Raw genomic sequence first — 21291 nt, 5'->3', positions numbered from 1 at the left:
TGTTCAATCGATGGTGACGTAGTCGGCGCCGGAGTACCGGCCGGTGCTGAGCTTCTGGCGCTGCAGCAGCACGTCGTTGAGGAGGCTCGACGCACCGAAGCGGAACAGGTGGGGCACGAGCCACTCCTCGCCCACGGTCTCGGCGACCGTGACGAGGTACTTCACGGCGTCCTTCGAGGCGCGGATGCCGCCGGCCGGCTTCACGCCGATGCGCTGGCCGGTGAGCAGGTGCCAGTCGCGCACGACCTCGAGCATGAGCAGGGTCACCGGCAGCGTGGCGGCCGGCTGCACCTTGCCCGTCGAGGTCTTGATGAAGTCGCCGCCCGCGAGGATCGACAGCCACGACGCACGTCGCACGTTGTCGTAGGTGACGAGCTCGCCGGTCTCGAGGATCACCTTGAGGCTTGCGCTCGTGCCGTCGGGGCGACGGCACGCCTGCTTCACCGCGGCGATCTGGTCGAACACCTGGCCGTACCGGCCGGCGAGGAACGCCCCGCGGTCGATGACCATGTCGATCTCGTCGGCGCCGGCCGCGACCGCTTCGGCGGTGTCGGCGAGCTTGATCTCGAGCGAGGCACGCCCCGACGGGAACGCCGTGGCCACCGCGGCGACCGAGACGCCGCCGTCGTCGGGGTCGCCGTGCGCGGCGCCGAGCGCGTCGACCGCGAAGGGCACCATGTCGCCGTACACGCACACCGCGGCGACCCGGGGCGTGGTCGCATCGGCCGGATCGGGGGTGATCGCCTTCGCGACCAGCGAGCGCACCTTGCCGGGGGTGTCGGCGCCCTCGAGCGTGGTGAGGTCGATGAGCGAGATGATGCGGTCGAGCGCCCACGCCTTCGACGACGTCTTGATCGAGCGGGTGCCGAGCCCGGCGGCGCGCTGTTCGAGGCCGACCGCGTCGACGCCGGGGATGCCGTGCAGGTAGCGGCGCAGCGTGGCGTCGTCGGGTTCGCCGCCGAGCACGGCGACGGCACGCTCGCGTGCGGTGACGAGGGAGGTTTCGGGCATGTCGAGCCTTCTTCCGGAGTTACGAGCCGTCGAGCAGATGGAGGGCGGTGGCCTCGTCGGTGACGAGCACCGTGCACAGGCCGCTGCGCACGACGGCGTCGGCGACCGCGTGCTTGGACGGGCCGGCGACCACCGCGATCGACCGCGGCGCGGCGCGCAGTTCGTCGAGCGTGAGGCCGACGGTGCGCGCATCGAGCGCGGGGTCGACGATGTTGCCGTCGGAGTCGATGTAGCGCCCGACCACGTCGCCGACCGCGCCCTTCTGCACGAGCAGATCGACGTCGGCGGCCGACAGGTAGCCGCTCTCGACGTGGACCGAGTGGTGGTCGGCGGCGCCGGCGCTGAACAGGTAGGCGTCGGCCGAGCGGGCGAGGTCGATGACCCCGGCGACGACCCGGTCGCTCTCGATCGCCTGCTTCGTCTCGAGTCGCTCGAGGATCGCGGGGCTGGGCAGCAGGGTCGCGTTGCCGCTCGCCTTCTGCGCGATCGCGACCGCCGTTGCGGCGGCGGTGCCCGGGCGGCGGTTGAGGCTCACGCCGCCGTTGATCTGCACGACGTTGACCGCGGTCGCCCAGCCGGGGCGCAGGTGCTGCGAGAGGTCGAAGAGGGTGCGGCCCCAGCTCACGCCGAGCGTGCGCGGCACGGGGCGCAGCGCGGTGAGGTAGTCGGCGGCGGCCTGCGCGGTGCGCGCCTGCAGTTCGTCGGGCCCGGACACGCCGGCCGAGGAGACGACGATCGCGTCCTCGAGCCCGCGCTCGTCGCGCAGGCGACGCTCGATCGGCAGCCTGCGGGCGCGCGGGTGCAGGATCTCGATGCGGATGAATCCGCGCTGCTTGGCCTGGGCGAGCAGCCGCCCCACCTTCCACCGGGTGAGGCTGAGCGCCTGCCCGATCTCGTCCTGCGTCTTGTTCTCTTCGTAGTAGAGCTCGGCCGCCCGGATCGAGAGCAGTTCGTCGACTTCGTCCATCACGCTCCCTCTGATCGCGCGAACGCCTCGGGGCGCTCATCGCTCGTTCCAGCGTAGGCAGCCGCCCGCTCGCCGGCAACACTCGTTGGCGCTTCTGCTCAGATGAGCACACAGCGAGGGCCGCGCGCTCTCCTATGCTGAAGCGCATGCCCTCTCTCGCACTGGCCGTCGACTTCGGCGGCACCAAGGTCGAGGCCGCGCTCGTCGACGCCGACGCGGCCGTCGTTCCCGGCAGCCGCCACCGCCACCCGACCGGCCCCGGCCGCACCGCCGACGAGCTCGACGCGGCCGTCGCCGAAGTCGTCCGCGGCGCCCTGGCCGCACTGCCCGACGGCGCCGAACTCGCGGGCGTCGGCCTCGGCTCGGCCGGCCCCGTCGACCTCGCCGCCGGCACCGTGTCGCCGCTGAACGTGCCCGCCTGGCGGGGGCATCCGCTCGTCGACCGGCTGCGCGCGCTCGTCCCCGGCGTCCCGGTCCACCTGCGCATCGACGGACTCTGCATCGCCCTCGCCGAGCACTGGGTCGGCGCGGGCCGAGACGCGCACAACCTGCTCGGCATGATCGTGTCGACCGGCGTCGGCGGCGGGCTCGTGCTCGGCGACCGCGGCGCGCCCAGCCCGTCGGGCAACGGGGGCCACATCGGCCACGTCGAGGTCGGCGGCTTCGACGACCCCTGCCCCTGCGGCGGACGCGGATGCCTCGAAGCGATCGCGAGCGGCCCGCGCACCGTGGCGTGGGCACGCACCCGGGGCTTCGAGGGCACGACCGGCGAAGACCTCGCCGCCGCGCACGCCGCGGGCGATCCGGTCGCGATCGCCGCGGTGGAACGGGCCGGGCGGGCGATCGGGCAGGCGATCGCGTCGGCCACGAACCTCGTCGACCTCGACGTCGTCGCGATCGGCGGCGGCTTCTCGCGGGTGGCCCCCGCCCTGTTCGACCACGCGCGTGCCGCGGTCGCCGAGCGCACGGCGTTCGAGTTCGCGCGCCGGGTGCGGATCGTGCCGTCCGGCCTCGGCGACGAAGGGCCGCTCATCGGCGCGGCCGCGCTCGTGCACCGGCCCGAGCTGATCGGCTGACGAGCGCGCCGCGGGCGCCGCTCGTCAGCCGGCGCGCTCGTCCTCGAACAGGCGCGGACGGGCGACGACGAGGCCGGCGACGCCCACCGGGAGCGCGGTGGCGAGCAGCAGCAGGAGCGGCAGCGTCCACGACCCGGATGCATCGCGCAGCACGCCGAGCGCCAGCGGCCCCGCGGCGGCGATGAGGTAACCGGTGGACTGCACGAAACCGCTGAGCGCGACCGCGCCGGCATGGGTGCGCGTGCGCAGGTTGATGAGCACCAGCGACAGCGGGAAGATCAGCGGGCCGGTGCCGATGAGCGCCACCCACAGCCAGGTCGCGGTCGCGGGCGCGACGAGCAGGCCCAGATAGCCGAGCACGAAGGACGCCACGCTCACGCCGATGAGCAGGCGCACCCGGTTCCAGCGGGCGGCGATGACCGGCACGACCAGGCCGGCGACCAGCCCCATCGCCGCGTACAGCGACAGCAGCGCGCCGGCGGCCGCCGGAGACGAGCCCGCGGTCTCCTGCAGGATCCTCGGCAGCCAGGCGAACGCCGTGTACGCGTTCACCGACGACCCGGCGAACACGATCGTGAGCGCCCACGCGAGCGGCGAGCGCAGCGCGTGCCGCAACTGCGCGGCGCCGGGCTCGGTCACCCCCGGGGCGGACGTCGTGCGCGAGCGCAGCGCCAGCACCGCCCAGGGCACCAGCGCGGCGACCGCGAACACCGCCCAGAGACCGAGCTCCACCCGCCAGCCGGCCGCCTCCGCCACGGGCACCGCGACGAGCGGCGGCAGCAGCGTCGAGATCGACATCGCCGTGACGTACAGCGTCGTCATCAGGCCGATGCGGTCGGGGAAGTACCGTTTCACCGCGAGCGGCAGCAGCACGTTGCCCACGCCCATCGCGGCGAACGCGACGGCGCTGGCGGCGATCAGCCCCGTCGCCTCGGTGACGACGCCTCGCCCCGCGAGGCCCAGCGCGAGCAGGACGAGCACCCCGACCAGCGGCCGCTCGAGTCCCCACCGACGCGCGATGGCCGGCGTCACCAGGCCGAACACCGCATAGCAGACCGGCGGGAGCATGCCGAGCACCCCCACCACCGCGGCGCTCAGCGCGACATCCGCCTCGACCAGCGCGAGCACCGGCGAGAGCGACGCGACCGCCGAACGCAGGTTGAACGCCAGCAGGAAGATGCCGACCAGCGCCAGCGAACGTCCGGCCCAGAGCGCGCGTCGCGCGGCGGTCACGAAAGCAGCTCGCGGGCCCGGTCGACGTCGTCGCGGATGGTGTCGATGAGCCCCTCGATGCTCTCGAACGCGACCATGCCGCGCAGCCGCTCCACGAACTCCACGTCGACCAGGTGATCGTAGAGATCGAGATCGCGGTCGAGCACGTACGCCTCGACCTGCTTCTTGGGGACGCCCTCGAACGTCGGGTTGTCGCCCACCGAGATCGCCGCGGGGTACCGGGTTCCGGCGTCGGTCAGCCAGCCGGCGTAGACGCCGTCGGCGGGGATCAGCCCCTCGGACTCGGGCGACAGGTTCGCCGTCGGGTACCCGAGCTCGCGCCCGCGCGCCGCCCCGTGCACCACGATGCCCGACACGGTCGGGGTGTGGCCCAGCAGTTCGGTGGCCCGACGCACGTCGCCGGCGGCCAGCAGCTCGCGCACCCAGGTCGACGAGACGCGGTGCTCGTCGTCGGGCATGACGTCGTCGACCACGACCACGTCGAACCCGAGCCCTTCGCCGAGCCGTTGCAGCAGCGCCACGTCGCCGGCGCCCCTGGCGCCGTAGCGGAAATCGCTCCCGACGAGCACCGCACGCGCGCCGAGCGCGTCGACCAGCACCCGCCGCACGAACTCCTCGGCGGGCACCGCCGCGAGCTGCCGGTCGAAGGGCAGCAGCACGGTGGCGTCGACGCCCGTGGTGGCGAGCAGGTTGAGTTTCTGGCGCACGCTCACGAGCGGGGCGGGGCAGCGCTCGGGGGCGAGCAGCGCGAGCGGGTTGCGGTCGAACGTGACGACCGCGGTCGTCAGGCTGCGCTCGTCGGCGATGCCGCGCAGCCGGTCGATGACCGCGCGGTGCCCGAGGTGCACGCCGTCGAACTTGCCGATGGTCACGGCCGACGGGCCGAACCCCGCCGGCACCGCGTCGAGGCCCTTGAACGACCTCACCGCGCGTCGACCTCGGCCGAGGCGGCGGACGCCTGCGCCTCGTCGGCATCGACGGCATCGACGGGCGGATGCTTCGCCAGCCACCACATCCCGAGCGCGGGCAGCACGAGCGGGATGAACAGATACCCGGCGCCGAAGAGGCTCCACACCGTGGAGGTGCGCCCGAACGGGTCGCCGGTGCCCGCACCGAGCAGGTCGGGCCACAGCCACGTGATCGTGCCGACGACGAGCACCCCGGCGGCCTCGAACCCGATCGTGATCCACGCCACCCGGTACCAGACCCGCCCGGGTGCGATGAGCGCGACCGTGGCGACGATGTAGACGACGGCCGACAGGCCCGAGAGGGTGAACGCGACGGGGGCCTCGTCGAAGCGCTCGATGATCTGCACCGCCGTGCGCCCGGTCGCGGCCAGCGCGAGGATGCCGTACACGACGACGAGCACGCGGCCGATGCCGCTCATCCGGCGGGTGCGTGCGGGGGTCGGGACGTTCTCAGGCGATGCAGACATGACGTTCGATTCTCTCACCCGCGCGGTCACGCCTGCTGCACCGTCCAGATCTGCAGCATCCGGTACACCATGACCGCGACCGCGAGGGCTGCGACGCCGAGGATCACGGTCGACCACCGGTTGCGCTCGAGCAGCGCCCAGAAGGCCGCAACCGGCGGCAGCAGCGCCGCCGAGATCAGGTAGATCCAGAACTCGAGCACGCTTCCGGATGCCTCGTTGCCGGTCATCGGGGCGATGATCGCGACGACCACCTGACCGATCAGCAGCACCTCGACGAGGGCGAGCGCCCCGATGCTGAGATCGCTGGGGATGCGCCCCACGAGCCCGAGGGCGAGGCAGAGCACGCCCGCGAGCGTCGCGACCGCGACCTGCACCCACGCGTACCACTCGATCATCGTGCCCGCCTGCCGCTCACACCGTCACCCCTCGTCATGGTTGCTCCTGCGGAAACCCGGTCACGACCTTCAGCGTGTCGCCGCGCCGTTCGACGATCGCGACGAGACGGTCGCCCTCGACCGCAGCCAGCGTGCCCGTCGCCTGGGCCGGTGCCACGAGGCGTTTGCCGTGCCCGAGGTCGCGCGCCTCGTCGGGCGACACCGCGACCGCGGGCAGCGCCCGCGCCGCGGCGTCCGCCGGGCTCATGAGGGCGGCCGCGACGCCGTCGGCCTCGAGCGACGCGAGCGTCGTGGCGTCCGCGATCTCGAAGCCGCCCACGCGGGTCCGGCGCAGCGCCGTCAGGTGCCCGCCGACGCCGAGCGCTCCGCCGAGGTCGCGCGCGAGCGCGCGCACGTAGGTGCCCGAGGAGCACACCACGCGCACGTCGAGGTCGATGAACCCGTCGACGCGGCACTGCTCGAGCAGGTCGAAGGCCGCCACGGTGACCCGCCGGGCGGCGAGCTCCACCTGCTCGCCGTCGCGCACGCGGTCGTAGGCGCGACGACCGTCGACCTTCACCGCGCTCACCGAGCTCGGCACCTGGTCGAGTACGCCGGTGAGCCGGAGCATCCCCTCGCGGATCGCGTCGTCGCCGATCGCGGCCACCGCGTCCGCCGGGGCCCGCCCCACGACCTCGCCCTCGGCGTCGTCGGTCGTGGTCGCCGCCCCCAGCCGCACCGTCGCGAGGTACTCCTTGTCGAGTCCGACCAGATGGTGCAGCAGGCGGGTCGCGGAGTTCACGCCGATGAGCAGCAGGCCGGTGGCCATCGGGTCGAGGGTGCCCGCGTGGCCCACCTTGCGGGTCGCGGCGAACCGGCGCACCCGGGCGACGACGTCGTGACTGGTCATCCCTCGGGGCTTGTCCACGAGGAGGATGCCGCTGTTCACGCGCACCAGGCTAACAGCCGGGTCGGATGCCGCGTGGCCGCCTCCTACGCTGGAGGGATGCGGATCGGGATCATCGGGGCCGGAGCCCTCGGCGGCACGTTCGCAGCGCTGCTGCACCGGGCCGGACACGAGGTCGAGGTCACGGCGCGCGGCGCCGGCCTCGCGGCGATCCGCGAGGGCGGCATCCGCATCAGCGGCGGGTTCGGCGATGTGCAGGCGCGGGTCGAGGCATCCGAACGGCTCACCCGCCGCCCCGACCTGGTGCTCGTCTGCACGAAGGCGCAGGACGCCGAGGCCGCGATCCGGGCGAACGCCGAGGCGATCGACGGCGCGACCGTCGTGGTGGTGCAGAACGGACTCGACGGGGTCGACACGGCCGCCCGGCTGCTGCCCCGGTCGACGTGCTACGGGATGCTGTCGATCATCGCCGCGAACTACACCGAACCCGGTACGGTACGCGTCACCGCGACCGCCGAGAGCTTCCTCGGCCGCGGCGACGGACCGCCCGACGACGAGGCACGACGCATCGCCGAGGTGCTCTCGCAGGCCGTGCCGGTCACGGCGATCGGCGGGTTCCTCGGCGCCCAGTGGACGAAGCTCGTCGTCAACATGGTGAACGCCGTCCCCGCGATCGTGGGCCGCAGCGTGCAGGAGACGCTCGCCGACCGGCGCCTGCGGCTGGTGGTCACCGCGTCGATGCGCGAGACCGTGCGCATCGGCATCGCGCGCGGCATCCGGTTCGGTGCGCTCCAGGGCCTCGACGACCGGATGCTGCGCCGATTCGCGCGGATGCCGCTCACGATCGGGCAGCGGCTCCCCCGTAGGCTGTTCGGCTACCTCGGCCCGGTGCCGAACCTGGGTTCGACGCAGCAGAGCCTGCGACGAGGTCAGCCGACCGAGATCGACTTCCTGAACGGTGCGGTCGTGCGCCAGGCCGAGGCGATCGGGGCGGATGCCCCGGTGAACCGTGCGCTCGTCGGGCTCGTGCACGAGGTCGAGCGCGACGGATTCCTGCCGGCCGAGCGCGTCGTCGCGGTGCTGCGGCGCTGAGCCGCGGAGGACGCACGGCCGCGGGGAACGCGAACGGGGGCCCGGCGAACCGGGCCCCCGTGCTGCGCGGTCGGGCTACTCGGCCGAACCCGCGTCGCCCGTCGTCGTTCCGGCGGTGCGCTTGCGGCGGATCGCGACGATCACGACGACCGCTGCGCCGAGCACCAGGATGACGCCCGCGACGATCGCGATCGTGCCGCCGGCGAAGCCGGTGGAGGCCAGGCCGCTGCCGTCACCGTCGCCGAGGAACGGACCCGTGGCGCAGTTCGGCGTGGCCGGCGGGTACGCCAGGTCGACGGTCAGGTCGGGGTTGACCTCGAACGTCGCCGTCGTGATGTCGCGCGTCCAGGCGAAGTTGCCCTCGGTCTCGACCCACGAGCCGTCGGCGAGCTGCTCCCAGCCGGGCCAGCCGGTGGGGTTGCCCTCCGCGTCGACCGAGGCGCCCGGCCAGAGCGTCGCGCCCTCGAGGATCCCGGCCTCGTCCAGGTCGCCGAGCTCGATGCGCTCGGTGTGCTCGCCGTCGGTGAGGATCAGGAACACCGTGCGCGAGGTGGCCTGCGCGTCGGGGTCGGTGAGCACCACGCGGTAGCTGATCCACGGCACGTCGGCCCGGCACTCGCCGGTCGCGACCGAACCGTCGAGCACCGGCTCCACGCAGTCGGCGTCGCGCACCGCGAACGGGTCGAACGTGTGCGAGGTCGCACCACCGGGGAACACGAACCCGTTCTTCGCGAACGCCGTCACCGTGATCGAACCCGGAGCATCGACCCGCTCCCAGCGCACCTGATCCGTCTCGACGAGCTCCGCGAGCACCTCGTTGTCAGGACCGCACTCGTCCGAGTACGCCGGCGCCGCCGGGATCTGGATCTCGGTCGGCGTCTTCACGCAGTCGGGGTACTGGAGGAGCGACTGGTCGCCCCTGGCGGGCATGTTCAGGTCGATCCAGTCGTCGGAGATCCGCAGCTTGTAGGTGAAGGCCGGCCAGATGTCCGTCGCATGCTCGTCGTGGTGGTCGGTGAAGAATCTGTCCGTCGAGATGGTCTCGCGCTCGTAGCTCTTCGACGTATCGTCGTGATGGCAGATCGTCACGCCGTCGCCGCACTGCACCGAACCCGTCCAGTGGTAGTTCGTGCCGGCGACCTGCACCCAGTTCACCGTCCAGATGTCGGGGTCGGGCCAGTCAGCGTGCTTCGCATACTCGAACACCACGGTGCCCGAGTACGGCGTGCCGTGCTTCTGACGGAAGTTGAGGGTGATGTCCTCGCCGTCGGCGACGATGCGGACGTTCACGTCGATCGCCTGACCGGCCGGGATGTTCGCCGGATAGGTGACCGTCAGCGCCGTACACGTCGGGGCCGGGTACTCCCAGTTCGGGTCGAACGGCGTGTCGCCGCACTTCCCGGTGACGTTCACCGTGTGCGAGTCGGAGTCGGGGTTCGCACCCGGCCAGCCGAGTTCGACCTCGAGGGTGTACTTGCCCGCCGAGACGCCGCGCTGCTCGAAGGTGTCGGTACGGCCCTTGCCGATCTCGTGCCCGATCGGCACGACGTCGCGGTTGGACGACTTCGTGACCTCGGCGACCTTGTTGCTCTCGGAGTTCTCGACCGTCCAGGTGATGTCGAACAGGCCGGTGGTCGGGTTGCACTCGAACGATCCGTCGACCGTCGCGTGGTGCGCCGACGCGGGCGCGGCCATGCCGACGAGGGCGAGGCCCAGGCCGAGGCCGAGCGAGGTGAGTGCCGCCGCAGCGCGGCGCAGGGCTCGGGTCGATCGGCCGCGTCGCCGCGGACGGTCGGCACCGTGTGCGGGGTGCGCCGCTCGGGCGCGCATGATGCTCATTCGGTGGGATCTCCAGTGGTCCGACGGCGTCGACGAACCCGGGACGGCAGGCGTGGTCGCGCGCGCGGGCGCACGACGATGTGGGCGGGAACGCACACGGAGAGCCGGGCCGTCGGGTGGGGCTGCGGGTCGGGGATGCCGATTGGGGGTGTTGGTCTCAGTATGGCGAAAAGTGCGGGGTCCGATCAGCCGTTGCACAGGAATTGTGGAATCTGTACCCCGAACAGGGGGTGATCAGTGGATGATCGACAACGGATGCGCCGGATCGGCGAGCGAGACGACCACGTCGGCGACCGTGCGCGGGTCGCGGTGCGCGTACGCGAGCACGTCGGCCGGGTCCACCGGGTCCCCGTCCACGGCGATCGCCGCATCCCACAGGTCGGCGAGCCGATCGCGCAGCACGAACCGGCCGTCGACGATGAGGATCGCGTCCTCGGGGCCGGTCAGCCACTTCGGTTCGACCCACGCGTCGCGCGCCGGATCGAACACCCGGGTGACGAACGCCGCCGACCCGCCGAGGCGGAACGGCTCGATCAGCGACCGGCGCAACGCCGACTCGTCGAAGCCGTACCGCCAGTAGCGCTCGGGGGTGTCGGGACCGAACTCGGCCTGCGCCGCGCGCGACCGGTGGAAGTCCTCGGTGCGTGCCCGGAACACCGCGTGATCGCGCTCCTCGAGCACCGCCGCGAGATCGTCGGCGAACGCGCTCTTCCCGCTTCGCACCGGGCCGTCGACGGCGACGATCATGCGCCCCCGACCGTACCGGGCGAGGATGTCGCCGGCCAGGCTGCGCAGGTAGCTCACCCGCGGCGTCGTCACGAGTCGCATGCTCAGACTGTAGGCCAGCCCGCGGGCGAGCGCGAGCCGCTTACGCTGATGGGATGCCCCGCTCCCCCGCCGCGCTCGCCGATCGCGTCGTCGCGTGGTTCGCGACGGCCGCGCGGCCGCTGCCCTGGCGAGCGGCCGACGTCTCGCCGTGGGCCGTGCTGGTCAGCGAGTTCATGCTGCAGCAGACCCAGGTCTCGCGCGTGCAGCCGAAGTGGGAGGCCTGGATCGCCCGCTGGCCGACGCCCGCGGCCCTCGCCGCCGAGCCGCCCGCCGAGGCGGTGCGGGCGTGGGACCGCCTCGGCTACCCGCGTCGCGCGCTCTGGCTGCACCGGGCGGCGACCGAGCTCGTCCAACGGCACGACGGCGAGGTGCCGAACGACCTCGACGCGCTGCTCGCGCTGCAGGGCGTCGGCCCGTACACCGCTCGCGCGGTGGCCGCGTTCGCGTTCGGGGCGAGGCATCCGGTCGTGGACACCAACACCCGGCGCGTCCTCGCCCGCGCCGTCGACGGCCGCGCCGAAGCCGGCGCGCCCGGCGCCGCCCGGGACCTCGCCGCGATGTCGGCCGTGCTGCCCGAGGACCCGGTCGCGGCGCGCGCGTTCAACGCGGGCGCGATGGAACTCGGCGCCACGGTCTGCACCGCCCGGATGCCGCGCTGCGACGCCTGCCCCGTCGCCGACCTGTGCGCCTGGCGGGCCGCCGGGTACCCCGCCCACGACGGCCCGAAGCGCCGGACGCAAGCCCGGTTCGAGGGCAGCGACCGCCAGTTGCGCGGCCGCATCATGCGGGAGCTCCGCGGCTCGCACCGACCCGTCGCGCGCGACGAGCTCGCGCCGCTCGACCCCGATGCAGCACGTCTCGACCGGGTGCTCGGCACGCTCGTCGCCGACGGGCTCGCCGTGGCATCCGACGACGGCTACGCGCTGCCCGGCTGAGCGGACTCAGCCCGCGGCGAACGCCGCGCGACCGGTCAGCGGGACCCGCCGGCCTCCGCATCGTCGGCGAGGTCGGATGCCTCGTCGTCGAGCTCGTCCCAGTCGTCGGCGTCGTCCTCGAGCTCGTCGAGCTCGCGCGGCTTCACGTACGGATCGGCCTCGCCGGCGTACTCGGCGTGCTCGGCGAGCGCCGTGGTCTCGGCATCGCGCTCGCGCGCCTCGCGCAGCAGCGCCTCGATGTGCTCGGCGTTCTCGGGGATCGCGTCGGCGATGAACTCGAGGGTCGGCGTGATGCGCGCCGTGATGTTGCGGCCGACCTCGCTGCGGAGCATCCCGGTCGCCGCCTTCAGCGCAGCCGCCGAGTCCGTGCGCTCCTGATCGGTGCCGTACACCGTGTAGAAGATGCTCGCGTGCTGCAGGTCGCCCGTGACGCGCACGTCGGTGATCGTCACGAAGCCGAGTCGCGGATCGCGCAGGCCCTTGTCGAGCCGCCGCGCCACGATCTCCTTGATGCGGTCGGCCAGCTTCCTGGCGCGCTGTGGGTCGGCCATCAGGGTGTCCTCTCTGTCGAGCGAGCACGCGGGGGCGGCTCTCGCCGCCCCCGCGTCGCACTACGCGCGGGGCTTCTCGCGCATCTCGATGGTCTCGATCTCGTCGCCGACCTGGATGTCGTTGTACTTGCCGAGGCCGATGCCCGCCTCGAAGTCCGTGCGGACCTCGGTGACGTCGTCCTTGAACCGGCGCAGCGACTCGATCGCCAGGTTGTCGCCGACCACGACGCCGTCGCGGATGACGCGGGCCTTCGCGTTTCGGGTGATCGTGCCGGAGCGCACGATGACACCCGCGATGTTGCCGAACTTCGAGGAGCGGAACACCTCGCGGATCTCGGCGACACCCGACTGCACCTCTTCGAACTCGGGCTTCAGCATGCCCTTCAGCGAGTTCTCGATGTCGTCGATCGCGTTGTAGATGACCGAGTAGAAGCGCACGTCGACGCCCTCGCGAGCGGCGCGCTCGCGCGCCTTCACGTCGGGGCGCACGTTGAACCCGATGACGATCGCGTTGTCGATCGTCGCGAGGTCGATGTCGCTCTCGGTGATCGCACCCACACCGCGGTGCAGGATGCGCAGCTGCACGCTGTCGTCGACCTCGATCTTCATCAGCGACTCCTCGAGCGCCTCGACGGCACCCGACACGTCGCCCTTGATGATGAGGTTGAGCGCCTCGACCTTGCCCTCTTCGAGCGCACGCGTGAAGTCCTCGAGCGAGATGCGCTTGCGCGCCTTCGCCAGCTGGGCGTTGCGCTGCGCTGCCTCGCGCTTCTCGGCGATCTGGCGGGCGGTGCGGTCGTCCTCGGTGACGAGGAACGTGTCACCGGCGCGCGGCACCGTCGAGAGGCCCTGCACCTGCACCGGACGCGACGGCGTGGCCGCGACGACGGGCTCGCCGTTCTCGTCGGCCATCGCACGCACGCGGCCGTAGGCCGTGCCCGCGACGATCGCGTCGCCGACCTTCAGCGTGCCCGACTGGATGAGCACGGTCGCCACCGCGCCGCGCCCCTTGTCGAGCTTGGCTTCGATCGCGACGCCGCGCGCGTCCTTGTTGGGGTTCGCCCGCAGGTCGAGACCGGCGTCGGCGGTGAGCAGGACCGCGTCGAGCAGATCCTGGATGCCGATGCCCTCGCGCGCCGACACGTCGACGAACATGACGTCGCCGCCGTACTCCTCGGCCACGAGGCCGAACTCGGTGAGCTGCTGGCGCACCTTCGCCGGGTTCGCGTCGGGCTTGTCGATCTTGTTCACCGCGACCACGATCGGCACGTTCGCCGACTGCGCGTGGTTCAGCGCCTCGATCGTCTGCGGCATGATGCCGTCGTCGGCCGCGACCACGAGGATCGCGATGTCGGTCACCTGCGCACCTCGGGCGCGCATGGCGGTGAACGCCTCATGGCCCGGGGTGTCGATGAAGGTGATCGCGCGCTCGAGGCCCTCGTGCTCGGTCCACACCTGGTACGCACCGATGTGCTGGGTGATGCCGCCGGCCTCGCCCGCCACGACGTTCGCGTTGCGGATCGCGTCGAGCAGGCGCGTCTTACCGTGGTCGACGTGGCCCATGACGGTGACCACCGGCGGGCGCTGCTCGAGCTCCTCGTCGGTCTCGTCCTCGAGCTCCTGGTCGAGGTCGATGTCGAAGCCCTCGAGGAGCTCCTTGTCCTCGTCCTCGGGCGAGACGATCTGGATCTTGTAGCCGAGTTCCTCGCCGAGCACCTGGAAGGTCGCCTCGTCGAGCGACTCGGTCGCCGTCGCCATCTCGCCGAGGTGGAAGAGCACCGTGACCAGCGAACCGGGGTTCGCGTCGATCTTGTCGGCGAAGTCGGAGATCGAAGCGCCGCGACGCAGTCGGATGACGGTGGTGCCGTCGCCGCGGGGAACGCTCACGCCGCCGAGCGACGGGGCCTCCCGCATCTCGAATTCGGCCCGCTTCGTCCGCTTCGACTTGCGCGACTTGCTCTTGCCGCCGCCGCGACCGAACGCACCGGCCGTACCGCCCCCGGGGCCGCGGCCACGACCGCCGCCGCCCGCGGGACGCGGGCCGCCGAAGCCGCCGCCGGGACGCGGGGCGCCGCCGACGCCGCCGGCACCGCCGGGACGCGGGCCGAAGCCCGGACGACCGGTGCCTGCACCGGCGCCGCCGGGACGCTGGAAGCCGCCGGGACGGCCGGCGCCGCCGGGACGCGGAGCACCGGGACGCGGGGCGCCGGGGCGCGGCGAACCGGGACGCGGGGCCTGCGGCCGCGGGATGTTGCCGGGGGTCGGGCGCTGGCCCATGCCCTGCGAGCTGGAGAACGGGTTGTTGCCCGGGCGCGGGGCGGCCGGGCGCTGGCCCATGCCCTGCGAGCTCGAGAACGGGTTGTTGCCCGGGCGCGGGGCGCCGGGCTTGGGGCCGACCGCGGGGCGCGGGGCGCCCGGCTTCGGCGATGAGGCGGCCGGTGCGGCCGGGGCATCCGTCGGAACGGCCGGGCCGGCAGCCTGCTCGGCCGCCTTCTCAGCGGCCTTCTCGGCCAGCGCCTTCTCGGCCTGCGCCTGGCGCTCGGCGACCGACATCGGCGCGTCGGCGACCGGAGCGGCCGGCTCCGCCGGAGCGGCCGGCGCGGCCGGCGGCTTGGGGCCGGGCTTCGGGCCCGGCTTGGCGGAGGTCTTGGGTGCGGCGGCGGGCGCTGCATCCGATGCCGCCTTCTTGGCGGCGCCGTCGGACTCGAGCGCGGCCTTCAGCCGGCGAGCGACGGGGGGTTCGATCGACGAGGACGGGCCCTTGACGTATTCGCCCATCTCCTTGAGCTTCTCGAGTGCGACCTTGCTGTCGACTCCGAGCTCGGACGCGATCTCGTGTACGCGTGGTTTGGCAGCCACTTCTCTCCTGTTCCGGGCCTGCACCCGGACAGGGGCAGACCGATATCAGTGGACGGGTCTCATTTCGAGCCGCTCATTACTGGTCCATTAGCCGTTCAGCCTGTTCTCTACATCGCTGGTGTCCAGCACCCCGCTCACGCGGAGTGCACGCCCGAAGGCGCGTTTGCGTTCGGCGAGCCGGAAGCATTCCAGCGTCGGATGCAACCACGCGCCTCGCCCCGGACACACCGCTGCCGCATCTGCGACGAGGTGGGAGTCCCGGGCGACGACCCTCAGAAGTGAGGACCGCGGGGCACGTGCTCGGCAACCGATGCACGTTCTGACGGGTTCCATCGTACACCTCCGGGATGCGCGGACCTGCCGGGAACGATCGCCGGCAGGTCGCGCCTCCCCGCCGATCACTCGGCGGAATCGGGCTGGATGTCGATCTTCGCGCCCGTGAGCTTCGCAGCGAGGCGGGCGTTCTGCCCCTCCTTGCCGATCGCCAGCGAGAGCTGGTAATCGGGCACGAGGGCGCGCACCGCCTTCACCGACTCGTCGACCACGAACGCGTTCGTCACCTTCGCCGGGGACAGCGCCGAGGCGACGAACGTCGCGAGGTCGTCGGACCAGTCGACGATGTCGATCTTCTCGTTGCCGAGCTCGGCGGTCACTGCGCGCACGCGCTGCCCGAGCTCGCCGATGCACGCGCCCTTCGCGTTCACACCGGGCTGGTTCGCGCGCACCGCGATCTTGGTGCGATGACCGGCCTCGCGGGCGAGCGACACGATCTCGACGACGCCCGACGCGATCTCGGGCACCTCGAGCGCGAACAGCTTGCGCACGAGCGCGGGATGGGTGCGGGAGACCGTGATCGACGGCCCCTTCAGGCCCTTCGCCACACTCGTCACGTACACCCGGATGCGCTGGCCGTGCGGGTACTCCTCGCCCGGCACCTGCTCCTCGGGCGGCAGGATCGCCTCGACCGTGCCGAGGTCGATGTGCACCATCCGCGGGTTCGGACCCTGCTGGATGATGCCCGCGACGATGTCGCCCTCGCGGCCGCGGAACTCGCCGAGCACCGCGTCGTCCGCGATGTCGCGCAGCCGCTGGTTGATCACCTGCTTCGCCGCGAACGCCGCGATCCGGCCGAAGTCGCTCGGCGAATCCTCGGCCTCCCCGATGACGTTGCCCTCGTCGTCGAGCTCGGGCACGTAGATCGAGACGTGACCGGTCTTGCGATCGAGATGCGCGCGCGCGTTGTTCGGGTTCTGATGCCCGTGTTGCGCAGGGTTGGTGTGCTTCAGGTAGGCCATCAAGATCGCCTGCTCGATGATCTGCACCAGTTCGTCGAACGGGATCTCCTTCTCGCGCTCCATCATGCGGAGCACGCTGAGGTCGATATCCATCGCCGGCCTCCTCTATTCAGCTCTCATGCCGCATCCCCTCGCTGCGGACCTCACTACGTTACCGGATGACTCGACCCGAGTCATCCGCGCCGGCCCGCCGTTCCACGCTCAGGCCGTCAGCGCGTCGGCGACCTCGCTGATCGCGACCGGCGTGCGCTCCCCCGTCGCGCGATCCCACAGCTCGACGAGGCCCTCGGCGACGCCGCGGCCCGCGATCACGATCTTCGGGATGCCGAGGAGCTCGGCGTCGGCGAACTTCACGCCGGGCGACAGCTTGGGGCGGTCGTCGTAGAGCACGTCGAGGCCCGCGGCCTCGAGCGAGGCGACGACCTGCTCGGCGGCGTCGAACGCGGCCTGGTCCTTGCCGGTGGCCAGCACATGCACGTCGAACGGCGCGACGGACGCCGGCCAGATGAGGCCCTTGTCGTCGTTGTGCAGCTCGGCGATGATCGCGAGGATGCGGGTGACGCCGATGCCGTACGAGCCCATCGTGACGGTGGCGAGCTTGCCGTTCTCGTCGAGCACCTTCAGCCCGAGCGCCTCGGCGTACTTGCGGCCGAGCTGGAACACGTGCCCGATCTCCATGCCGCGTGCGAGCTCCACCGGACCCGAGCCGTCGGGTGCGGGATCGCCCGCGCGCACGTTCGCGACCTCGACCGTGCCGTCGGCGGTGAAGTCGCGGCCCGCGACCAGGCCGAAGACGTGCTTCTCGTCGAGGTTCGCGCCGGTGATCCACTCGGTGCCGTCGACCACGCGCGGGTCGAGGAAGTAGCGGATGCCGGTCTGCGACTCGGCGCCGAGCACCGCAGCGCCGCCGGCGGGCGACCACGGGCCGATGTAGCCCTTCACGAGCCCGGGGTGCCGCTGGAAGTCGGCGTCGGTGGCCGCCTCGACCTCGGCGGGCGCGAACGCCACCTCGACCCGCTTCTGATCGATCTCGCGGTCGCCCGGGATGCCGACGACCACGACCTCGCGGGTGCCGTCGAGGTGGGTGAGCGCGAGCACCACGTTCTTCAGCGTGTCCGCGGCCGTCCACGCGCGACCGTCGGGGCGCGGGTACTCGGCGTTCGCGAGGTCGACGAGGGTCGCGATGGTCGGCGTGTTCGGCGAGTCGAGCACGACCGGTTCGGGCAGGTCCTCGAACGGGATGGGGTCGGGCACGACGGTCGTGAACGCCTCGACGTTGGCCGCGTAGCCGCCGGCCGAACGCACGAACGTGTCCTCGCCGACCGGGGTCGGGTGCAGGAACTCCTCGGACTTCGACCCGCCCATGGCGCCCGCGTCGGCCTGCACGATGACGTAGTCGAGGCCGAGACGGGTGAAGATGCGCTCGTACGCGTCGCGCTGCGCCTGGTAGCTCGCGTCGAGGCCGGCGTCGGACACGTCGAACGAGTACGCGTCCTTCATCGTGAACTCGCGTCCGCGCAGGAGCCCCGCGCGCGGACGCGCCTCGTCGCGGTACTTGTCCTGGATCTGGTAGATCGTCAGCGGCAGATCCTTGTACGACGAGTACAGGTCTTTCACGAGCAGGGTGAAGACCTCTTCGTGCGTCGGCGCGAGCAGGTAGTCGGCGTCTTTCCGGTCGTGCAGGCGGAACAGGGCGTCGCCGTACTCGGTCCAGCGGTTGGTCACCTCGTAGGGCTCGCGCGGCAGCAGCGCGGGGAAGTGCACCTCGTGCGCGCCCGCACGCTCCATCTCTTCGCGGATGATCCGCTCGATCTTGCCCTTCACGCGCAACCCCAGCGGCAGCCAGGCGAAGATGCCGGGCGCCTGCCGGCGGATGTAGCCGGCGCGCACGAGCAGCTTGTGGCTCTGGACCTCGGCGTCGGCCGGGTCTTCGCGGAGGGTGCGGAGGAAGAAGTTCGTCAGGCGAGTGGGCACCCGACGATTCTATTCGGGCCCCGGATGCCCCATCGCATCCGCCTGCACCGACCGCGCGCCTCGAACGGCGCGCCTGCGCCCCGGCTCAGACGGTGACGACCGTCGGCGACCCGACGGGCGCGTCGCCGCCCATCTCGTCGGCGATGCGGTTCGCCTCGGCGATGAGCGTCTCGACGATCTCGGCCTCGGGCACGGTCTTGATGACCTCGCCCTTCACGAAGATCTGGCCCTTGCCGTTGCCGCTCGCGACCCCCAGGTCGGCTTCGCGCGCCTCGCCGGGGCCGTTCACGACGCAGCCCATGACGGCCACGCGCAGCGGCACGCTCATGCCCTCGAGCCCGGCGGTCACGTCGTTCGCGAGCTTGTACACGTCGACCTGCGCGCGCCCGCAGGAGGGGCACGACACGATCTCGAGCTTGCGCTCGCGCAGGTTCAGCGACTGCAGGATCTGCAGGCCCACCTTGACCTCTTCGACGGGCGGAGCCGACAGCGAGACGCGGATGGTGTCGCCGATCCCCTCCGAGAGGAGGATGCCGAACGCCGTCGCCGACTTGATCGTGCCCTGGAACGCGGGGCCCGCCTCGGTGACGCCGAGGTGCAGCGGCCAGTCGCCGCGCTCGGCGAGCAGCCGGTACGCCTTCACCATGACGATGGGGTCGTTGTGCTTCACCGAGATCTTGAAGTCGTGGAAGTCGTGCTCTTCGAACAGCGACGCCTCCCACACGGCCGACTCGACGAGCGCCTCGGGCGTCGCCTTGCCGTACTTCTCGAGCAGGCGCGGGTCGAGCGATCCGGCGTTCACGCCGATGCGCAGCGACACGCCCGCCTCCTTCGCGCGCCGGGCGATCTCGCCGACCTGGTCGTCGAACTTGCGGATGTTGCCCGGGTTGACGCGCACGGCGGCGCAGCCTGCGTCGATCGCGGCGAACACGTAGTTCGGCTGGAAGTGGATGTCGGCGATGACCGGGATCTGGCTCTTCTTCGCGATGATCGGCAGGGCCTCGGCGTCGTCGCGACTCGGCACGGCGACGCGCACGATGTCGCAGCCCGAGGCGGTGAGCTCGGCGATCTGCTGCAGGGTCGCGTTGATGTTGGTCGTCGGCGTGGTCGTCATCGACTGCACGCTGACCTGGGCGTCACCGCCGACCAGCACCTTGCCCACCTTGATCTGGCGGGACTTGCGTCGCGGGGCCAGGGTTTCGGGGACCTTCGGAAGACCGAGATTCACTGCAGGCACGGATCGAGTCTACTTCCGGTGGGCTGGGCGAGGGCTGCGCCCCGGTCGGATGCCGCGAGCCGGCGCCCGGCGGTCGGCGAGGACGGCGCAGCGGCATCGCCCCCTCGGATCAGACGCATCCGTCGGCTCCGTTCAGCCGACGGCCCCGGCGTGCAGCAGCAGCGGCGGTTCGGTCGCGGCGACGACCTCGTCGACGGTGACGCCGGGGGCGAGCTCGACGAGCGACAGCCCATCGGGCGTGACGTCGATGACCGCGAGGTCGGTGATGATGCGGTCGACGACGCGCTTGCCGGTGAGCGGCAGCGAGCACTCGTCGACGATCTTCGGCGAGCCGTCGCGGGCGACGTGCTCCATGAGCACGATGCGCCGGCGGGCGCCGTGCACGAGGTCCATCGCGCCGCCGGGACCCTTGACCATCTTCCCCGGGATCATCCAGTTGGCGAGGTCGCCCGCGGCCGACACCTGCATCGCGCCGAGGATGGCCGCGTCGACCTTGCCGCCGCGGATCATGCCGAAGCTCGTCGCCGAGTCGAAGAAGGCGGCGCCGGGCAGCACCGTCACCGTCTCCTTGCCGGCGTTGATGAGGTCGGGGTCGACCTCGTCCTCGGTCGGGTACGGCCCGACGCCGAGGATGCCGTTCTCGCTCTGCAGCACGACGGTCACGCCGTCGGGCACGTAGTTCGGCACCAGCGTGGGCAGCCCGATGCCGAGGTTCACGTACGCGCCGTCGGGCAGTTCCTTCGCGGCGCGCGCCGCCATCTCGAGTCTCGTAAGCGCCATCGCTCAGCTCTCCGTTCCCGCGGAGCGGACAGTGCGCCGCTCGATGCGCTTCTCGATGCCGGTGCCGACCTCGACGACGCGATCGACGAAGATGCCGGGCAGGTGCACCGCGTCGGGGTCGAGGTCGCCGGGTTCGACGAGCTCCTCCACCTGGGCGATGCAGACCCGCCCGGCCATGGCGCAGAGCGGCGAGAAGTTGCGCGCCGACCGGTCGAACACGAGGTTGCCGTGCCGGTCGCCCCGCAGCGCGTGCACGAGCGCGTAGTCGGTCGTGATCGCCGCTTCGAGCACGAACTCGTGCGGTTCGCCGCGCAGCGTGAACGTCTCGACGCGCTTGGGCTCGCTCGCGACCGCGATCGACCCGTCGCGCGCGTACCTGCGCGGCAGCCCGCCCTCGGCGACCTGGGTGCCGACGCCGGTCTGGGTGAAGAACGCGGCGATGCCGCTGCCGCCGGCGCGCAGCTTCTCGGCGAGCGTGCCCTGCGGGGTGAGCTCGAGCTCGAGCTCGCCCGAGAGGTACTGCCGTTCGAACTCCTTGTTCTCGCCGACGTACGACGAGGTCATCTTGCGGATGCGTCCCGCGGCCAAGAGCACTCCGAGCCCCCAGTCGTCGACGCCGCAGTTGTTCGACACCACCGACAGGTCGCCCACGCCGCGCTCGAGGAGCGCGTCGATGAGCACCATCGGGATGCCGCAGAGCCCGAACCCGCCGACGGCGAGCGAGGCTCCGTCGGGGATGTCCGCCACCGCCGCCGCGGCGGACTCGACGGTCTTGTCCATCGTCATGTCGTCGACCTCCTCGTCTCGACCGACCCCGGGACTTCGTCGGCCCGGTGAATCGCTCCTAACCGAATCGTAGGATGGATCCGACGCGCAAGACAGCCGCAGACCGACGAAG

20 protein-coding genes are annotated in these 21291 nt (G+C 72.0%); 3 read left to right on the top strand and 17 right to left on the bottom strand.

Annotated elements, in window-relative coordinates; genetic code table 11:
- Nucleotides 1-3 precede the first annotated feature (3 nt).
- Both deoC and MTO99_RS02380 read right to left on the bottom strand, forming a co-directional pair.
- On the bottom strand, nucleotides 4-1011 hold the full coding sequence (deoC, locus tag MTO99_RS02385; RefSeq protein ID WP_243556640.1) for a deoxyribose-phosphate aldolase: 1008 nt from the start codon (nucleotides 1009-1011) through the stop codon (nucleotides 4-6).
- 19 nt (nucleotides 1012-1030) lie between these two features.
- Nucleotides 1031-1978: a sugar-binding transcriptional regulator gene (locus MTO99_RS02380; protein ID WP_243556638.1), complete on the bottom strand. Its 948-nt coding sequence runs from the start codon at nucleotides 1976-1978 to the stop codon at nucleotides 1031-1033.
- A gap of 146 nt (nucleotides 1979-2124) precedes the next feature.
- On the opposite strand from MTO99_RS02380, the gene MTO99_RS02375 reads away from it, so the two are divergent.
- Nucleotides 2125-3054: an ROK family protein gene (locus MTO99_RS02375; protein WP_243556636.1), complete on the top strand. Its 930-nt coding sequence runs from the start codon at nucleotides 2125-2127 to the stop codon at nucleotides 3052-3054.
- Between the two features lie 24 nt (nucleotides 3055-3078).
- Here MTO99_RS02375 and MTO99_RS02370 read toward each other — a convergent pair whose 3' ends face one another.
- From MTO99_RS02370 to truB, 5 genes are read right to left on the bottom strand one after another with little or no spacing between them, the layout of a single operon-like run.
- The gene (locus MTO99_RS02370; RefSeq protein ID WP_243556634.1) at nucleotides 3079-4287 is read right to left on the bottom strand and encodes an MFS transporter; all 1209 of its coding nucleotides are present in this window, start codon (nucleotides 4285-4287) and stop codon (nucleotides 3079-3081) included.
- Entirely contained in the window at nucleotides 4284-5213 is a 930-nt protein-coding gene (locus MTO99_RS02365; protein ID WP_243556632.1) for a bifunctional riboflavin kinase/FAD synthetase, read from the bottom strand. The genes MTO99_RS02370 and MTO99_RS02365 overlap by 4 nt, the downstream gene beginning before the upstream one ends.
- Nucleotides 5210-5722, bottom strand: a complete 513-nt coding sequence (locus tag MTO99_RS02360; RefSeq protein WP_243556630.1) for a hypothetical protein — start codon at nucleotides 5720-5722, stop codon at nucleotides 5210-5212. The genes MTO99_RS02365 and MTO99_RS02360 overlap by 4 nt, the downstream gene beginning before the upstream one ends.
- Nucleotides 5723-5748: 26 nt before the next feature.
- Entirely contained in the window at nucleotides 5749-6117 is a 369-nt protein-coding gene (locus MTO99_RS02355; RefSeq protein WP_243556628.1) for a hypothetical protein, read from the bottom strand.
- A gap of 34 nt (nucleotides 6118-6151) precedes the next feature.
- Nucleotides 6152-7006, bottom strand: coding sequence for a tRNA pseudouridine(55) synthase TruB (gene truB, locus MTO99_RS02350; protein WP_243558901.1), 855 nt, complete (start codon nucleotides 7004-7006; stop codon nucleotides 6152-6154).
- Between the two features lie 96 nt (nucleotides 7007-7102).
- On the opposite strand from truB, the gene MTO99_RS02345 reads away from it, so the two are divergent.
- A complete protein-coding gene (locus tag MTO99_RS02345; RefSeq protein ID WP_243556625.1) occupies nucleotides 7103-8095 on the top strand; it encodes a ketopantoate reductase family protein in 993 nt (330 codons plus the stop codon).
- 75 nt (nucleotides 8096-8170) lie between these two features.
- Here the strand turns inward: MTO99_RS02345 and MTO99_RS02340 are convergent, their stop codons facing one another.
- Complete coding sequence (locus MTO99_RS02340) at nucleotides 8171-9934, bottom strand: hypothetical protein (RefSeq protein ID WP_243556624.1); 1764 nt, start codon at nucleotides 9932-9934, stop codon at nucleotides 8171-8173.
- Nucleotides 9935-10168: 234 nt separating this feature from the next.
- On the bottom strand, nucleotides 10169-10762 hold the full coding sequence (locus MTO99_RS02335) for a nucleoside/nucleotide kinase family protein (RefSeq protein ID WP_243556622.1): 594 nt from the start codon (nucleotides 10760-10762) through the stop codon (nucleotides 10169-10171).
- A 53-nt stretch (nucleotides 10763-10815) separates the two neighbouring features.
- On the opposite strand from MTO99_RS02335, the gene MTO99_RS02330 reads away from it, so the two are divergent.
- On the top strand, nucleotides 10816-11697 hold the full coding sequence (locus MTO99_RS02330) for an HhH-GPD family protein (protein WP_243556620.1): 882 nt from the start codon (nucleotides 10816-10818) through the stop codon (nucleotides 11695-11697).
- A 35-nt stretch (nucleotides 11698-11732) separates the two neighbouring features.
- On the opposite strand, the gene rbfA is transcribed toward MTO99_RS02330, so the two are convergent.
- From rbfA to MTO99_RS02290, 8 genes are all read right to left on the bottom strand, one after another.
- The gene (gene rbfA / locus MTO99_RS02325) at nucleotides 11733-12248 is read right to left on the bottom strand and encodes a 30S ribosome-binding factor RbfA (RefSeq protein WP_243556618.1); all 516 of its coding nucleotides are present in this window, start codon (nucleotides 12246-12248) and stop codon (nucleotides 11733-11735) included.
- A gap of 60 nt (nucleotides 12249-12308) precedes the next feature.
- Entirely contained in the window at nucleotides 12309-15107 is a 2799-nt protein-coding gene (gene infB, locus MTO99_RS02320) for a translation initiation factor IF-2 (RefSeq protein WP_243556617.1), read from the bottom strand.
- A gap of 87 nt (nucleotides 15108-15194) precedes the next feature.
- Entirely contained in the window at nucleotides 15195-15440 is a 246-nt protein-coding gene (locus MTO99_RS02315) for a YlxR family protein (protein ID WP_243556615.1), read from the bottom strand.
- 65 nt (nucleotides 15441-15505) lie between these two features.
- Entirely contained in the window at nucleotides 15506-16495 is a 990-nt protein-coding gene (nusA, locus tag MTO99_RS02310) for a transcription termination factor NusA (RefSeq protein WP_243556614.1), read from the bottom strand.
- Between the two features lie 108 nt (nucleotides 16496-16603).
- Entirely contained in the window at nucleotides 16604-18376 is a 1773-nt protein-coding gene (locus tag MTO99_RS02305; protein WP_243556613.1) for a proline--tRNA ligase, read from the bottom strand.
- Between the two features lie 85 nt (nucleotides 18377-18461).
- A complete protein-coding gene (ispG, locus tag MTO99_RS02300; RefSeq protein ID WP_243556612.1) occupies nucleotides 18462-19613 on the bottom strand; it encodes a flavodoxin-dependent (E)-4-hydroxy-3-methylbut-2-enyl-diphosphate synthase in 1152 nt (383 codons plus the stop codon).
- 132 nt (nucleotides 19614-19745) lie between these two features.
- On the bottom strand, nucleotides 19746-20393 hold the full coding sequence (locus MTO99_RS02295) for a CoA transferase subunit B (protein WP_243556611.1): 648 nt from the start codon (nucleotides 20391-20393) through the stop codon (nucleotides 19746-19748).
- Nucleotides 20394-20396: 3 nt separating this feature from the next.
- Nucleotides 20397-21179: a CoA transferase subunit A gene (locus MTO99_RS02290; protein WP_243556610.1), complete on the bottom strand. Its 783-nt coding sequence runs from the start codon at nucleotides 21177-21179 to the stop codon at nucleotides 20397-20399.
- Nucleotides 21180-21291: the final 112 nt, after the last annotated feature.

The sequence above is a fragment of the Agromyces larvae genome (assembly GCF_022811705.1).
Classification (GTDB): Bacteria; Actinomycetota; Actinomycetes; order Actinomycetales; family Microbacteriaceae; genus Agromyces; species Agromyces larvae.
The sequence above is the reverse complement of the archived record's forward strand: the minus strand, read 5'-3'. Positions and strand labels throughout refer to the sequence as shown.

Bases quoted from the DNA above. Each gene is read 5' to 3' on its own strand.
- deoC (WP_243556640.1), bottom strand. From the start codon at position 1,011: ATGCCCGAAACCTCCCTCGTCACCGCACGCGAGCGTGCCGTCGCCGTG.
- MTO99_RS02380 (WP_243556638.1), bottom strand. From the start codon at position 1,978: ATGGACGAAGTCGACGAACTGCTCTCGATCCGGGCGGCCGAGCTCTAC.
- MTO99_RS02375 (WP_243556636.1), top strand. From the start codon at position 2,125: ATGCCCTCTCTCGCACTGGCCGTCGACTTCGGCGGCACCAAGGTCGAG.
- MTO99_RS02360 (WP_243556630.1), bottom strand. From the start codon at position 5,722: ATGTCTGCATCGCCTGAGAACGTCCCGACCCCCGCACGCACCCGCCGG.
- MTO99_RS02355 (WP_243556628.1), bottom strand. From the start codon at position 6,117: ATGATCGAGTGGTACGCGTGGGTGCAGGTCGCGGTCGCGACGCTCGCG.
- truB (WP_243558901.1), bottom strand. From the start codon at position 7,006: ATGACCAGTCACGACGTCGTCGCCCGGGTGCGCCGGTTCGCCGCGACC.
- MTO99_RS02345 (WP_243556625.1), top strand. From the start codon at position 7,103: ATGCGGATCGGGATCATCGGGGCCGGAGCCCTCGGCGGCACGTTCGCA.
- MTO99_RS02340 (WP_243556624.1), bottom strand. From the start codon at position 9,934: ATGAGCATCATGCGCGCCCGAGCGGCGCACCCCGCACACGGTGCCGAC.
- MTO99_RS02335 (WP_243556622.1), bottom strand. From the start codon at position 10,762: ATGCGACTCGTGACGACGCCGCGGGTGAGCTACCTGCGCAGCCTGGCC.
- MTO99_RS02330 (WP_243556620.1), top strand. From the start codon at position 10,816: ATGCCCCGCTCCCCCGCCGCGCTCGCCGATCGCGTCGTCGCGTGGTTC.
- rbfA (WP_243556618.1), bottom strand. From the start codon at position 12,248: ATGGCCGACCCACAGCGCGCCAGGAAGCTGGCCGACCGCATCAAGGAG.
- MTO99_RS02315 (WP_243556615.1), bottom strand. From the start codon at position 15,440: ATGGAACCCGTCAGAACGTGCATCGGTTGCCGAGCACGTGCCCCGCGG.
- nusA (WP_243556614.1), bottom strand. From the start codon at position 16,495: ATGGATATCGACCTCAGCGTGCTCCGCATGATGGAGCGCGAGAAGGAG.
- MTO99_RS02295 (WP_243556611.1), bottom strand. From the start codon at position 20,393: ATGGCGCTTACGAGACTCGAGATGGCGGCGCGCGCCGCGAAGGAACTG.
- MTO99_RS02290 (WP_243556610.1), bottom strand. From the start codon at position 21,179: ATGACGATGGACAAGACCGTCGAGTCCGCCGCGGCGGCGGTGGCGGAC.